Source organism: Candidatus Nitrosotenuis cloacae, from assembly GCF_000955905.1.
In the GTDB taxonomy this organism is placed as follows: domain Archaea; phylum Thermoproteota; class Nitrososphaeria; order Nitrososphaerales; family Nitrosopumilaceae; genus Nitrosotenuis; species Nitrosotenuis cloacae.
The window spans coordinates 1472171-1486567 of record NZ_CP011097.1 but is presented as its reverse complement, the minus strand read 5'-3'; the positions used below and the strand labels follow the sequence as shown (position 1 = coordinate 1486567).

The following is a 14397-nucleotide window of genomic DNA, read 5'->3' as shown; positions in this document are numbered from 1 at the left end:
ACCTTAATGCAGACTTTTGCAGTAACGCAAGACGATCTTGGGCGTTTATCTGAAATCTTTTCCAAATGTGTCTCTACAAAAACAGTAGAGGCATTAGGAATGTTGCTTGGCGAGCAGATCCAATGTAAGATAGGAAAAACAGAAATGCTCGATATCACTGAGTTGAACCAGCTCACACCGGCATTTGCAGATGCAGAAAACATGTCTGCAGTATATCTAAAACAAACCGGCGACATCAATGTCGGAGTACTATATTACATGCCTGAAAAGGACGGTAAAAAATTTGCAGCAAGACTTTTGGGCAAAAAAAGACTGGACTCGTTTACAAAACTATCCAAATCATCACTGTCAGAGACAGGAAATATTCTCTCTGGATCTTTTTTTAATGCACTGGCAAATGATCAGGGCTGCAACACAAGCGCAGACATTCCTGGCTTTGCGGTGGACACATTCATGTCTATTTTGGAGTTTCCTGCAATGGAGATAGGAATCGAGACCCAGTCCCTCATTGCATGCACTGCGGAATTTTCCTCATCTGGCGGACTAAAACTCCGAATGTTGATGATTTTGGATCCGCTTAATGCAAAAAAACTACTAGAAAAACACTAGTCTCTTTCTGCTAAATATGATGATACTTGTAATGGATATTGCAAGTATAACAAAAGCCAATACTCCAAACTCTGGCACAACCATTATGCTAAACTCCGTTCCCTGACCTGTTCCTCGCAGATTGTTGAATTGGATGGTTATTGGGCCCTTTTGCGATTCTGAAAAAGTATAGTCTACATAGTCGCCACCAATTTGCGCATTGGCAGACTTGGTGTGAATTTGCTTGCCATTTTGCAAGATAACAAAGTCGTATGTCGTGTTGCGTAACAGCTCACCCGTCTTACCGTCTCTGAATGTAAAGATGAATTTGGTGTTCTTGCCTGGCTCTATTGTTTCGGGCTCCCATGAAAGGTCAACTTGGAGCGATTCATTTTTGGTCATTGCAATTACTGGAAAGACTATCTTGCTGCCTATCTTAAGGACAAACTTCAAGTCTTGAGGACTCTCAATTCCTTTGTCCTTTTGGGCCTGCTTGAGATATCGCAGCATGTCCTGTGATAATACAAAATGAACGATTCTTTGGTCTTCTATGGAATAATCATCAATTGTTATCGATGACTTGAACAAATCTATTCCATTTACAGTACCTGTGTAGCTAGGAACTAACAAATCCACAAATTCCTTTGGAAAATGAACCTCCTCGTGAACTACTTCGGTATGCGAGATGTTTTGCTCACTCCAATCAAATGGCATCTCTAGCGTGATAGAGTTTGTGTCCTGGGAATAATCAAAGCCGGAGATCTTGTCGTAATATGATTTTACATCAAATCTTACGGGATTGCCATTTTTGTCCTGCTTGTCGTATCTGTGGTTTGTTATTGAGGTGATATATGTAGAAAAGGCTTGGTTTTGCACTGCCTCCGAGTCTATACTCTTTATTTCGACCTCAAAGCGATACAGGCCTCCCGTATTTAGGATGGGGCCTGTGATCTCTAATGGGTTTGATTCTGTTCCGTACCATGCATCAAATGTCTGTTCTTGCTGACCTGAGATCTGTATTTGTTCATCGGTACTTGGGTTTACATCAATTCGCAAGACTCCACCTGTGGTACCAAAATATTCTCTAAAGACCTGAGTGTCTTCATGATACAGAGCAACCAACAATATGGCATCCACGTTTTGAGTTGTCAGTGAATCAGTAATTGTCATGGTTATCTGTTTTTGTGCAGTCTCTGAGAACTCGGTTGGACTTATCTGTGTGGTTATGGACAGTTTTCTATCATCAGCATTTAGCTTTATGGTTTCAAGGCCTAGGCCATGGCCATACACAGAACTAATTGGAATTAAAAATACCAATACCAATAAAAAATAAAATCTTATCATAGCGTTACTAGCTTTACATTATCCATTTTCTTGTTTATTTTGAAATTTTTTGTAATTGTGTTGATCCGTTCTGCCTCTCCATCCAGCATGAACAATTCTACACACTTGTTGCCATGAATCTTGCTGTGCAGATGAGTAATTATCAGATCCTCAAAACTATGCTTGATTCCAGCAATCATGTCATCAAATTCATCATTATGAACTACCAGCAAGATGGCGTGCAAGTCACCAGAGATCTCAGTCTTTTGTTTTTCTTCAGAGACAAAGTTTCGAATTCCTGCACGTATTGCCTCTGATCTGCCGGCAAAACCCATGGACTTTTGCAGCTTGTCTAGCTCTGTTAGGAGCTCATCATTTAGTGAAATTGAGACAATTGGCATAAGGAAATAATTATTAAATTTTTTATAAACATAGTCATGAAAGTTATTAACATTTTATACATTTATTAATAATTCCACGCCTGCATCAAGCATGAAGAGATCTACTCTTGGAGCAATTGGCGGAGGACTGGTTGCAATCATTATTGGAATTGTTATACTGGCACAGTCTGGAACTTCTCCTACGCCAACGGAATTTCCTAGCCAAGAAACCATGATACCACAACCGCAATTCTCCAAGATCAAAGTGATTGCTTCATTTTATCCTCTGTATGAATTCTCAAAAAACATTGTCGGTGAGAAGGCCAAAGTCTCTGTTTTTACACCAATAGGAATTGAGCCGCATGACTGGGAGCCAAGCACGGGTGATCTCATAGCACTAAAGGAATCTGATGTGTTCGTGTATAATGGCGGTGGCATGGAGCCATTTGTGGATAAGATAATTGATTCTGGAGAATATTCCAATGTTCTTTTTGTTGAAACCACACATGGATTTGATCTAATAACTGGTGATCATGGCGAATCCGACCATGCCGAAGAGCATGATTCTGTGTATGATCCACATATATGGCTTGATCCAATGTTGGCAAAAGAACAAGTCATGGCGATAAAGGACTCACTGCTCAAAGTTGATGCAGACAATGCGCAATATTATGAGGACAATGCAAATGCATATTCCATAAAACTTGATGAGCTTGATTCAAAAATAAGAACAGAGATATCAAACTGCAAAAAGAACACAATCGTTCCATTCCATAATGCATTTACATATTTTGGTAATCGGTATGGCATAGAAATTCACTCACTGTCTGGCATAATTCCAGAGTCTGAGGCAACCGCAAGTGAACTAAAGGAACTAGTTGATTATATCAAAGAAAATCAGATCAATGTTGTGTTTGCAGAAGAGCTAGTTGATCCGAAACTAGCTCAGGTATTGGCAGATGAGGCAGGAGCACAAATCTTACTGCTCAGCCCACTAGAAGGAGTATCTCAGGACGAGCTTGCAGCAGGCACATCATACATTGCTAAAATGGAAGAAAATCTAAGAAACATCAAAATCGCCTTGGAGTGTACATGAAAGCCCTCGAAGTATCTGATGTATCAATATCGTATAATGGCAGCCTTGCAATTGATAAGGTAAGCTTTGATGTGAATGAAGGAGACCTGCTAGGAATAGTCGGCCCAAACGGTGCTGGTAAAACCACACTATTTCGCGCGATTTTGGGCCTGCAAGGGTATGCTGGTATTATCAGGCTGTTTGGATATGAGGCAAAAAAATACTATCCGCTATTACCATTAATTGGTTACGTCTCGCAAAAGGTAAACTTTGAGCCAAACTTTCCTGCAACAGTATATGAGGTGGTTGCAATGGGCCTGCTCTCTGAGAAAAAGCTGAATAAAATCTCTACATTATTGCAAAAAAATGGCCATTCTTGGAATAGAGTATACAGCAAGCTGGACAAGAACAGCGAAAAAATTCTGCAAGCACTAAAGACAGTAAACCTTGATTCCCTAAAGGACAGAAGAATAGGCCAGCTCTCAGGTGGTGAGCTGCAACGAGTCTTTATCGCAAAAGCCTTGGTTAAGGATCCGATCCTGATGATCCTAGATGAGCCAGTAACTGGGGTTGATGTTGACACTCAGACCAAATTTTATAATGTGATCAAAAAAATCAATGAGGAAAACAAAATAACAATAGTTTGGTCATCACATGACCTGGAAGCAATTGCCAAGCTTGCAAACAGGGTTGCATGCATGAACCGACAATTGTTCTTCCATGGACAAAAAGAGGAATTCTTCTCAAACAAAGATTTACTCAAGACATACACGGAATCTGCAATGCAGATGCACATGCATCACCACTAGCCATGACCCTAGAGATCTTTGGCTATGCATTCATGCAAAAGGGTTTGATTGCAGGCGCAGCAATTGCGATTATCTGTTCGTTGATGGGAACGTTTCTGGTATTGCGCAGGTATTCGCTTTTTGGCGATGCACTGTCTCACATGGCATTTGGCGGAATCTCTGTTGGATTGTTCACTGGGATTTATCCGCTGTGGACTGCATATGTGGTCTCTATTCTGGGCGCACTAGGCATGACAAAGCTTCGAAAAAGCACCAAGATATCAGGAGATGCTGCAATTGCTGTTTTGCTGGTGTCTGGATTTGGTGTTGGTGTATTGTTGATTTCCGCAACAGGTGGATTTTCAGTTGATCTGTTTAGCTTTTTGTTTGGCAGCATATTGCTAATCAGTAACGAGGACACAATACTGATTCTGGCAATCAGTGCTGGTGTTGTAGTATCTCTTGCAATATTGCGTAAACCTTTGTTACATTTTACATTTGATGAAGAACAAGCAAAGGTTGGTGGCCTAAACGTTGATAGACTAAACTATATCTTTGTGATAATTGCTGGAGTCACAGTAATCACATCAATGAGACTGGTTGGAATCTTGCTAATATCTGCACTAATTGTTCTGCCAAACATTACTAGCATGTTGTTTGGAAAAGGATTCAAGCATACTGTCTTGATATCAATGTCTATTGCTGTCTTTTCTGTAATGTTTGGAATTGTTTTGTCGTATTATCTGGACTTGGCGCCATCTGGAACAATAGTGATGCTCTCAGTTGCTATTCTAGTTGGTACGCTGGCGGCAAAATATCTTGGTGTGATTGGCAAAACACCAATTCTCAAGACTATCTAGTAAAGTGAGAATACGAATTTCGCTTCTCGTCATAGTCTGATTCTAGCTTTTTTAGCTTGAACTTTAGGTCGTCATATTCCAGTTGGCACTGGCGCTTTTTGGCGTTTACCTCATCAAATCCCTCTTCCAGCTTTTGGATTTTATCGCGGAGCTGACTCATTTCTGATTTTAGCGAGTCTCGCTCTGGCTTTAGGTATGCCAAAATGTCTCGGACATCTTGCATTTCTTGCAAAGCTGTTCTTTTTTGCTCATAGTCCAAGTCTGATTTCTTTATTTTTGATTTCAAATCCAATAGCTCCTGCTCCAAGGATTCCTTTTCCAGCTTTAGATGGGTTACAATTGCCTTGAATTCTCCAAGTTTTTCCTTCTCTTGCTGCTTTTGCTCAATGTCTGATTCTGCCTTTTTGATTCTGGAATGAATTTGCTCCAGTTCTGTCTGGAGGGTTTCCTTTTCTGCCTGGAGTGATGATACGGAAAATCGCACATCCTCTAGGTTTTCGCTTGCTTGCTTGCGTTCTTGGTATTCTTTTTCGGCTGCCTTTGTCTTTGCTCGAAGCTCATCAATTTCTGACTTTAGTGCCTGCTTGTCCAGCTTTAGATATTCTACAATTGATCTTGCATCTTGAATCTCTTTTAGTGCTGTTTGTTTTTCATCGTATTCCTTTTTTGCTTGTGAAATTTTTTGCTCGAGTTCTTTGAGCTCTTGTTTTGGTTCCTTGTTTTGGTTTTCTAGGCTTTTTACTTCTAGATGCAAGGTCTTCTTTTTGGATTCCAATTCTTTGATAGTATCATTCAGATCATTGAGCTGATCCTTTTGCGTTAGTCTTTGCTCATAGTCAATTTCGGCCTTTTTTATCTTCCAGCGTAACTCTAAGAGTTTTTTCTCACCGTCTTTGAGCTCACTTTGCTGTATTTCGGATAGTTTGGCAAAGTCTTGGCCCTGAATAGAATTGAAGCTTACCAAGTCCTGATCCGTGGTTGCCGCCTCAAACTCGCTCATGTTTTGAGGTTCTGCAATACTGTTGTCTAGCTGAGTGAGTACAGAATCATTAATCGGATTAAAGCTGGGAATTGGTTGCTGCCTTACTTCGTTTAGCTTTTCTCTGAACTGTGATATTTCAGATTCCTTTTGTTTTATGGTGTTCTTGAATTGCTGGAGCTCTTCACGAATTGAGCTTGCATCGGATTGTAAATCTGAGAGATTTGACTGAGCATACTTGTTTATCATCTCTGCAATTTTTTCCTCGTTTTGTGTAGGCTTGCTAAAGTCTACTCCTTGGTAACTACAAATTCCGGAATCATCACAGAGTGGATCTGATGTGAGCAGATTTTTTATCTTGTTTACGCGCTCTAGGCCTTCCTTCATTGATGACACTAGCTTTGCAGTCTCACTTACATCGTCTGTCATGGATGCAATTGACTTCGTGCTTTCCTCAAAGATCTGTCCTGCCTTTGGTGCTGTTTGAGCTTGGTCTGAGGAAACGGTTTCAGCCTTTTCTGGCTCTACTGGTACCGGCTTTACCTCTTCTGTACCACCTTTTTCCTTTAGTCTACCTGCAAAGTAGCCAGACCCCTTTTTGGGCTGGTTGTCTCCAGTACTGTGCATGTAGAAAAACTAGGCAAAGTGGAATAATACCACGTTGTAGTTCAAAAAGAACAAACTAGTCTATCAGAGAATCTATTCTGCGTTTATCCTTGATGCTTTTTACAAAAAACAGCGAGGTCGCTATTATTCCAGCAGAAATCAAAGGCGAGACAAGCTCGGAATATCTTATTTCTACTTCTGGCTGTGCTGTGGCACTTATCTGTGGAATCTCTGATATTATCACATTACCAAGCTTGTTTGAGCGTTGCTCTACAAACCAAATATTGCCATTTTTGTCATTGATTAGGAATTGCGTGAATGTAGTCTGAGTTGGAATGTTTAGCTCTGCAAACTCTCTTTTTTGCACATCATAGATTCCAAGCCTATCTACTGTGTGTTGTGCAATCCAAATATTTCCAAACTTGTCTGGTGCCAGTGCAAATGGCAACGAGTTTGCATCAGTTACGGTAACAACATGACTGAATGTCTCCAAATATGGATTGAATCTAATTACTTTGAGGGCGGTGTGCTCAGATACTAGTATGGTGCCGTCTTGATCAATGAATAGGAAAAACGGCTCCTTTAGTGGCTCTGTTGACATGAATTCTTTTATTATTCCAGTGGATGGATTGATTACACCAATTTTTCCTCCTTGTGATTCTGCAAACCATATCATTCCGTTTTGATCTCGTACCAATGCGACTGGGCCTGATGGATTGGTTGGAATCTTGTATTCTTGGAATTCTTCAGATTGTATATCGTATTTTAGCAGCATGTTCTGGTCTACTAGGGCAATCCATAGATTTCCGTCATTGTCTGTCTCTAGTGAAATCGGAAGTGATTTTATTGGAAGTGGAATCGTGTGGAATTGTTCTGTTTTGATATCAAAATAGCCAATCTTGCTGTCTGGCGTGTCTGCAAACCATACTCTATCGCCATCTAGTTTGAGAAAAACAGTGGTCTTGCCCTCAAAGGTGTATGAAGTGAACTGTTTTTCTGATATGGAAAACTTCCACAGTCTTGGTTTTGATGAATCGCTAATCCAAATGGTATCGTCTCCATCATATACAGGGTATAGTGGGGCTGCACTCTCTGGTAATGTATATTCAGTAATGTCGGTTTTTAGCTCAGACAGGCGTGGCTTGACCATGACTACAAAGCCTGCACTCTCGTTTGGATTGTTTTGTCTTTGAGTATCTATCTCTATGCTCCAGCTTCCAGAGAAGCCAAATGTTATTTCGCCTTCGTATTTGTCACCTGATCTAACAAGTGGGATTTCAATTGGAGGTATGTTTTTTTGTGGATTTGATACTTTGGCCTTGATCTCTGCTATGTCATCAAGCGGATTTCCCTCCGAATCCTGAGCAGAAACAAAAATCTTGTTTGTACCACTCTTTAGTGGCGTGATGCTTATTGCAAATTTTGAGCTCTCCGAGAATGCTAGAGTGTTAAACCCATCTGGAATTTGCGATTTGGCCTCCTCCCCTTGGCTTGCAGGCAATGAAGAGTTTGTCAGTAATGCGACTATTCCAAGCAGAACTATGCCAAGTACTGCCTCAGTCCGTAATGATCTCTTGAGTTTTTTCTGCACTGTTATTCCAGAGTTTAGTGATTTTTCCGCCATTCTTTGTATTCTGAACTGGTTGTATCCGCCCAGCGCCACCATTGCAGAGCCGATTGCTATCTTTGCGATGATCATCAAGCCGTAATACGATTGTGATAAAAGCGAGACATCATCTTCCAAGAGCCAAAGCAAGGTCGGTCCAGTAATTATTACAATTCCAAGCGATACTATGATCACAGAGGAAAACCTTGGGATCATCAAGAGACTGGCTAGCTCTTTTTTGGAATCATCCAATTTTGTGAATGCTGGAAGCAACACAAATCCAAAGAATATGATTCCGCCAATCCATACTGACGCTATCAGATTATGGATATAGTCAATTATTATTGCATAGATCTGTTCACTTGCAGCACCATGGCCTATTGCGGTTGTTGTGCCAATCAATATCAATGATAATCCAAGCACTAGAAGCTGTTTTTTTGTAGATGCCGCGGACTTGTTTTCCAGCAAGAACCACACCGCAAGCAAAATAACAGTTAGGCCCATGCGTATTAACCAGACCATACCAAATGATGTCTCTATTACATCAGAGGCAGAAACTTGAAGTCGGATTGTCTGAATAGCAAGCATAAGTATGTTTGATGCAAAGACCGCAAAGAGCGCAATTCCTGTGATGGTTGAGAATTTAGCATGAAAGAATTTTTGGAATTCCGAGTTTTCCTTTATCCATGTTTTGTTTTTTGCCCCTCTCCAAATCAATAAGGTAGAGATTGCAGCGCCAAGAACAATCACCTGTCCTACTATTCCCGGAAATCTTGCAGCTGCCTCTGGAAAGTAAATCTCTTGATCAATTGTGACTTGGGGTGGAGGTGGCAACTCTACATCTCCCACACCAAAGACAAATGCGTATGGCACTAGGTGGCCATCAATTTTGGAGAGAACTTTGGTTGATACCGTATACACACCATCCTGCAATGGTGGTGTGGTAACTACCAGAATGGACTCGTTATCTGCTTGGAGATATTGCGTATTTTTATTGTCAATTTGGTTGCCATTGCTATCAAAAATCTTGATGTAACTAAAATCAAGATCAACTGATTCTGAGAAATCAATTCTTACTTGGGTAATCCCTGCACCAACATTTGTTGATGCACCTGGACTAGAGTCAATGATTAATGGATGTGCATATGCAAGTGGGATTGCAGACACAAAAATTAACAAAAACACGGCAAGAACTTTTTTCAATTATCATACAATGGTCGATTTGCTAATTTAAACAATCTAGATGTTTGGTGATTCTACCAGTTTCACAAAGTAAATAACTTGATTTCAAGTAATCACTCCATGAGAGCACAGATTCTTTTTGCCATTATGATAATTGTAATATCTGGAGTATTGCCTGCATTTGCGCACAAGACCGTATATGTTGAGCAATATGAAATAGAGGTAGGATGGCGAGACGAGCCGCCACTTGTGAGTCAGCAAAATGCCATCGTATTTGCAATCACAACTGAAGAAGGCGATGGTGTCAGCTCTGGCGTGACAAACGCATTCAAGGATCTTACTGCCACCATAAAGTCTGGCAGTGCACAAAAGCAGCTTGATGTTCTCTCTGATGCAAAGGCAGGCCATTACTATTCCAAAATCATCCCGACCCAGACAGGATCACTTGTAGTTGAGCTGAAAGGCACCATTAATGGTATAACAGTAAATGAGCAGGTGCAAATCGAGGACGTCGAAAACATCAACATCATTGCGTTTCCGCCAACCGATGCAAGCGGACTCCCGGATCTGGCAAAAATAAAGAACACACTTGGACAGCTCCAGCAAGATATTGCACAGCTAAGTCAAGGTGGCTCTGGCAGCTCTGGACAGTCATATGACTATGCAGTATTTGCTATGGGTCTTGGGGCCGCAGGTGTGATACTTGCAGTAATTAGTCTAATAAAAAGAAAATAGAGAATTCTAAAGTCTTGGAATTACTTTAGATCGTGCTGTTATGGCAACAATGCTTACTATGGCAGATGCCAAGATAATCATTGCAAGTGGGCCAAACTCTGGAACCACTGAAGCAGATACTGCCTCTCCCTTTGGACCTGTCCATGTTGCTGGATCATCGTCTGGCAATCCTATTCCTAGAATTGTGACTTGGACATCTAGTGGACTGTCTGATCCTAGAGCCGTTGTTGTGAATTCTGTAACTCCGCTATGTGCGTGTTGTCCTGCCTCTGCCAAGACTTCTTGATCGTCTTGTGTTGCAGTGACCTCAAAATTCACATGCTCGATTGGATTTCCATCAGCATCGACAAATTCTACTGATACTACGGCTTCTTCGCCCTCTGCTGGAACATCAGAGTCAATGTGTATCATGATGGAGCCGTCTTCTGACATTACCATTGCACCATGTGCCTCATGGTCATGCTCTTCATCCTCATGATCATCTCCGTGTGCCTCTTGGACAATTACTATTCCCTGCATCCATGGATGTACTAGGCAAAAGTATGCGAACTCACCCTCTTCCTCAAACATATGAGAGAAGGTTTGTCCTGCCAAGAACAGATTGCTATCAAAGTTTCCGTCTGGACCATTCTTTGGATCTCCACTTGTTACAGTATGTGAAGCGCTATCGTCGTTTGACCATATCACTTCACTACCAACATCAATTGTTACCTCGGACTCGATGTAACATTCGTTGGTCTCTTCACAGCCAGGAGTAGCTGCTCCTGCTGGAATGCTTACATCAACACTTGCATGATCTGCAAATGCTGGAGCCACTACCATAACAGCAAATATCGCCAAAATGGAACCTATTGCTATTGTCTTCATTGGCCTTTTGTGATCGCAGGCGAATAAAAATCCTTATTCTGATTTACGCGTGTACAGTTTTGCAATGACTAGTGCAGGTATGCCAAAATACATTCCCACATTCAACAAAATGATTCCAATTCCATATCCAAGCATTTCAGATTCTGAATTGATATCCACATAATTCAGAATCGACAGGGTAGATAGCATTGGGGTTATGGTTGTCTTTACCATTTCCTTGAAGACTGGATTTTGTCTTTCTAAATCAGCTATCGTAGGGCTGAATGCATAGTAAAATTCGTTAAAGCCCGCCATGAATGCAGTGCCAGAGTTAGTATCAAGCAATACATTGTTCCTTACTTCTCTGAGTATCTGGACCTGAGGCGCAAGCTCCGTTCCAAATGCCGCAGTTGCAATAAGACAGCCGGATTTTGTATCTGGAAGCGATGGCTTTTCTGCCATTATGGTAAATGCAACTGTCTCTGCTGGGATTGGCTTGAACAAGATTCCTTCAACATTTATTGATATTTTGTTCTCGCCGTTTTCAAGCTCAACTGGAATGGTGACTGAGCCAATCGATGTATGAGTTAGTGGTATTGGGCCAAAGACTGCCTGATCATTGTTTGTTATTGTAATTGTATAGTCAATGTGCTCTTGTATGAGATTTGTTTGTGGGTTTACAAAATCAATTTTGAGTTTGGTTTGCTCATCTGGAATTGGTTTTTCTGGATCTGTTGCAATGTTGACAAGCAATGTGCCCTTGTCTGTTGGTAATTGTTGCGACTCTGCATATGCAGGTATGAGAAAGACTGGTAACAATAACAGCAAAAGCAAGAACTGCACAGGATCATTTAAAATCCAAATGTATTATAATTTACTAAGGACTCTACCCTAACATTATAATTCTGATCTGTTCTGTGTATGATAGATTGAGCAAAGTTTTACTTGGGGTTGTTTGTGCGTTCTTGCTTTCTAGTTCTATGATCTTTGCAAATGCACAAAGTGCAAGCCCAATTCAAGATATAGTTTATACTGCAAAATTTGTGTGCGGCTCTATTCCTGATGATGCTGGACCACTAAGGCCTGGCCACTATGACACCTCAATTAACATACTAAACAAGAAAGGATACCGAATAGGCTTGGTGTGGACTGCAGTCATTAATGATGGCCCAACATCCAATGCCATATTCAAGAATCTGGACTCTGAGACCTCGACTGGAATGGATTGCAGAGACATCAAAGAGATCTTTGCGATCGATACTAAAGAGCTGACAGAAGGCTTTGTGATAATCAAAATCCCAGTTTCATCTCTAAAGGGATTCAACAATGAGCAAATAGTGCTGGATTATACACAAGATACCATCAATGTACTTGACGTGCAGGTCTTCTATACTGCAAATGCGCTAGATACATTACCGCATGAAATAGCTGAGGAAAAAATATCGTTTTACATCATACAGGATGAGACTGACAAGATTCCGCCTGAGGTATTTCGCAAATTATTAGATGTTACAATGCCTGCAACACTAAACCAGATAACTGACACTGAACAAAAAGTCAAATTGTCTTTGGCAAAAAAATATGATCTGGACAAAAAAGACCTAGACAAGATTGTTCTGCGAATCAAGGACATCTCAATTGGCGTTGGCTCACTGCTTGATGATCATGCGGTATCATTGCATGTAGTGAAACCGCAAATCAACGAGTAGATAATTTCAGAGTCTCAAATCTTCTTAAAAGTTAAATATGTTCCACTAGGCCTCAAGATCGATGATTTCTACAAAGTTTTTTGTTCCTATTTTTGCCGTTTTGCTTTTAGCTCAAGCCTTTACTATTGCACCTCCTGCACACGGCGATGGGCTGACTCAGGAAAACCTCCCCCCAGCAAGCTTTGGGAACAGACAGGCAGCATTGTTCATCAAAATCAGCCCACCAATTCTGACCAAGGACACCATAGGGGATACCTATCTTCAGCTCAAGCTCTTTGATGCAAAGGACGGAAAAACTGTTCCTCACACATCATACTTTGTCGAAGCCTGGAAGGACGAAAAACTATTGCTTCGAAGCAATTTCCACGCACATTCAGGCGATCTCACACTAAAAATCAAGCCAACCAAGGTTGATGTGAATAATGTAATTGTGTATGGGGACCAGCTGGAACAACTGCCAAACACTTGGACTGCATTTGGGGACAAAATAGATGTACTAGCGCCAGTATTGCTGGAATCCGGACTGTATCATTTTAAGATCACAATAACTGGAATTGATTTTGATAAGAACATCTTTGCAGAAAAAGACTACAAGTCGTTTGATTCCTGGCTAAGTGTTGGAGACATCTCCAATCAAAAAATCACACATGGTGGCAAAACATACGATGCGTCCGTGGTGTCATATTATGATTTAATAAATAATTTCAAATTTGACTCTGCAAAAAAGGCGATCTCATTTTCAATGCCGTTTAACTGGGACACAAAAAGAATCGAGGGACAGCAGATCTTTGTGCACCAAGAGGTGCGAGTGCCAAAGGCATTCAAGGAATTTGCCGATACTACTGCATATGAGGGCAGGGTCAATGGTGTTCCAACCATAGGAAGAATGCTAATCCTTGATCCATATTCTGTAGAGGATACATCGATTTTGCACTTTTTGATAAACAAAGAAGACATACTAAACATAGCAAAGACAATTCCTGCAGGTGTCACAACGATGGACTTTGTGGTGTATCCGATAACTGCCATACCAAAGAACACGTTTGATGTCAAATTCAACAATGGGGCCACTGCAAAGATCTCATTTGACTCTAATCTTGGCGCAACAAGCACCATTCCATTACGATTTGAGTTCTTTGATAAGAATAATCAGATTCTCAAATACATTCGATATGTCTACTCAATTGAGGACAATACTGGCAAAACACTTGTGACAAATCTAGGTGATGATCCACAAAAGCTAGGAATATTCTCAACTGAGGGAATTGATGTCAAAGACTTCAAGTTCCCAAAGGAAGGCAGCTACAAAGTCAGTCTTGGTATAGTCAGCCATGGACTGGATGAGGAAACAACATACTCTACTCCAAGCCCAAGCAGCACAACCGTAACAATTGGCAAAGGAGGACAAACCAAGCCTATCACACCGTCTACATCGGAATTTGCAATTCCTTCTTGGATCAAAACAAACGCCAAGTTCTGGTCTGATGGAAAAATTACTGACAAAGACTTTACAAGTGGAATTCAATATTTGATAAAGCAAAAAATAATCACCATACCAAAAACGCAAAAAGAAGGCACAAGCTCAACTACCATCCCATCCTGGGTCAAGGATGCGGCCAAGTTCTGGGCGGATGGTCAGACCACTGACAAGGATTTTGTCAATGGATTACAGTATATGATCAAAGTTGGAATAATCAAAGTATAGTTCGCAAAACCGGAT

13 protein-coding genes are annotated in these 14397 nt (G+C 40.9%); 7 read left to right on the top strand and 6 right to left on the bottom strand.

Features of this window, described 5'->3' with window-relative positions; translation table 11 throughout:
* Positions 1 to 6 precede the first annotated feature (6 nt).
* Entirely contained in the window at positions 7 to 609 is a 603-nt protein-coding gene (locus tag SU86_RS08520) for a hypothetical protein (protein ID WP_048188760.1), read from the top strand.
* Here SU86_RS08520 and SU86_RS08515 read toward each other — a convergent pair.
* Entirely contained in the window at positions 595 to 1905 is a 1311-nt protein-coding gene (locus SU86_RS08515; protein WP_158507492.1) for a PEFG-CTERM sorting domain-containing protein, read from the bottom strand. The two genes, SU86_RS08520 and SU86_RS08515, sit on opposite strands and share 15 nt — an antisense overlap.
* Before the next feature lie 23 nt (positions 1906 to 1928).
* Positions 1929 to 2312 (bottom strand): CopG family ribbon-helix-helix protein, encoded by a 384-nt coding sequence (locus SU86_RS08510; RefSeq protein WP_048188758.1) that lies wholly within the window; start codon positions 2310 to 2312, stop codon positions 1929 to 1931.
* A 91-nt stretch (positions 2313 to 2403) separates the two neighbouring features.
* On the opposite strand from SU86_RS08510, the gene SU86_RS08505 reads away from it, so the two are divergent.
* Genes SU86_RS08505 through SU86_RS08495 form a run of 3 tightly spaced genes read left to right on the top strand, consistent with a single transcriptional unit; the run spans position 2404 to position 5014 of the window.
* Positions 2404 to 3387: a metal ABC transporter solute-binding protein, Zn/Mn family gene (locus SU86_RS08505; protein ID WP_052755654.1), complete on the top strand. Its 984-nt coding sequence runs from the start codon at positions 2404 to 2406 to the stop codon at positions 3385 to 3387.
* The gene (locus SU86_RS08500; RefSeq protein WP_048188757.1) at positions 3384 to 4175 is read left to right on the top strand and encodes a metal ABC transporter ATP-binding protein; all 792 of its coding nucleotides are present in this window, start codon (positions 3384 to 3386) and stop codon (positions 4173 to 4175) included. Before SU86_RS08505 ends, SU86_RS08500 begins: the two co-directional genes overlap by 4 nt.
* Complete coding sequence (locus tag SU86_RS08495) at positions 4061 to 5014, top strand: metal ABC transporter permease (protein ID WP_420887326.1); 954 nt, start codon at positions 4061 to 4063, stop codon at positions 5012 to 5014. Before SU86_RS08500 ends, SU86_RS08495 begins: the two co-directional genes overlap by 115 nt.
* Here SU86_RS08495 and SU86_RS08490 read toward each other — a convergent pair.
* Together SU86_RS08490 and SU86_RS08485 are read right to left on the bottom strand one after the other, a co-directional pair.
* Positions 5007 to 6620 carry a hypothetical protein gene (locus SU86_RS08490; RefSeq protein ID WP_048188756.1) on the bottom strand — a complete coding sequence of 538 codons (1614 nt, stop codon included), beginning with the start codon at positions 6618 to 6620 and terminating at the stop codon, positions 5007 to 5009. The two genes, SU86_RS08495 and SU86_RS08490, sit on opposite strands and share 8 nt — an antisense overlap.
* 55 nt (positions 6621 to 6675) lie before the next feature.
* Positions 6676 to 9408: a virginiamycin B lyase family protein gene (locus tag SU86_RS08485; protein ID WP_048188755.1), complete on the bottom strand. Its 2733-nt coding sequence runs from the start codon at positions 9406 to 9408 to the stop codon at positions 6676 to 6678.
* 99 nt (positions 9409 to 9507) lie between these two features.
* Between SU86_RS08485 and SU86_RS08480 the strand changes: the two genes are divergently transcribed.
* On the top strand, positions 9508 to 10122 hold the full coding sequence (locus SU86_RS08480) for a hypothetical protein (protein ID WP_048188754.1): 615 nt from the start codon (positions 9508 to 9510) through the stop codon (positions 10120 to 10122).
* 6 nt (positions 10123 to 10128) lie between these two features.
* Here SU86_RS08480 and SU86_RS08475 read toward each other — a convergent pair whose 3' ends face one another.
* Both SU86_RS08475 and SU86_RS08470 read right to left on the bottom strand, forming a co-directional pair.
* A complete protein-coding gene (locus SU86_RS08475) occupies positions 10129 to 10989 on the bottom strand; it encodes a PEFG-CTERM sorting domain-containing protein (protein ID WP_048188753.1) in 861 nt (286 codons plus the stop codon).
* 33 nt (positions 10990 to 11022) lie between these two features.
* Positions 11023 to 11811, bottom strand: coding sequence for a CFI-box-CTERM domain-containing protein (locus tag SU86_RS08470; protein WP_048188752.1), 789 nt, complete (start codon positions 11809 to 11811; stop codon positions 11023 to 11025).
* An 86-nt stretch (positions 11812 to 11897) separates the two neighbouring features.
* On the opposite strand from SU86_RS08470, the gene SU86_RS08465 reads away from it, so the two are divergent.
* Together SU86_RS08465 and SU86_RS08460 are read left to right on the top strand one after the other, a co-directional pair.
* Positions 11898 to 12677 carry a hypothetical protein gene (locus SU86_RS08465; RefSeq protein ID WP_236687692.1) on the top strand — a complete coding sequence of 260 codons (780 nt, stop codon included), beginning with the start codon at positions 11898 to 11900 and terminating at the stop codon, positions 12675 to 12677.
* Positions 12678 to 12738: 61 nt separating this feature from the next.
* Positions 12739 to 14382 carry a hypothetical protein gene (locus tag SU86_RS08460; RefSeq protein ID WP_048188750.1) on the top strand — a complete coding sequence of 548 codons (1644 nt, stop codon included), beginning with the start codon at positions 12739 to 12741 and terminating at the stop codon, positions 14380 to 14382.
* Positions 14383 to 14397: the final 15 nt, after the last annotated feature.

Bases quoted from the DNA above. Each gene is read 5' to 3' on its own strand.
- SU86_RS08520 (WP_048188760.1), top strand. From the start codon at position 7: ATGCAGACTTTTGCAGTAACGCAAGACGATCTTGGGCGTTTATCTGAA.
- SU86_RS08510 (WP_048188758.1), bottom strand. From the start codon at position 2,312: ATGCCAATTGTCTCAATTTCACTAAATGATGAGCTCCTAACAGAGCTA.
- SU86_RS08505 (WP_052755654.1), top strand. From the start codon at position 2,404: ATGAAGAGATCTACTCTTGGAGCAATTGGCGGAGGACTGGTTGCAATC.
- SU86_RS08500 (WP_048188757.1), top strand. From the start codon at position 3,384: ATGAAAGCCCTCGAAGTATCTGATGTATCAATATCGTATAATGGCAGC.
- SU86_RS08495 (WP_420887326.1), top strand. From the start codon at position 4,061: ATGCATGAACCGACAATTGTTCTTCCATGGACAAAAAGAGGAATTCTT.
- SU86_RS08490 (WP_048188756.1), bottom strand. From the start codon at position 6,620: ATGCACAGTACTGGAGACAACCAGCCCAAAAAGGGGTCTGGCTACTTT.
- SU86_RS08480 (WP_048188754.1), top strand. From the start codon at position 9,508: ATGAGAGCACAGATTCTTTTTGCCATTATGATAATTGTAATATCTGGA.
- SU86_RS08475 (WP_048188753.1), bottom strand. From the start codon at position 10,989: ATGAAGACAATAGCAATAGGTTCCATTTTGGCGATATTTGCTGTTATG.
- SU86_RS08460 (WP_048188750.1), top strand. From the start codon at position 12,739: ATGATTTCTACAAAGTTTTTTGTTCCTATTTTTGCCGTTTTGCTTTTA.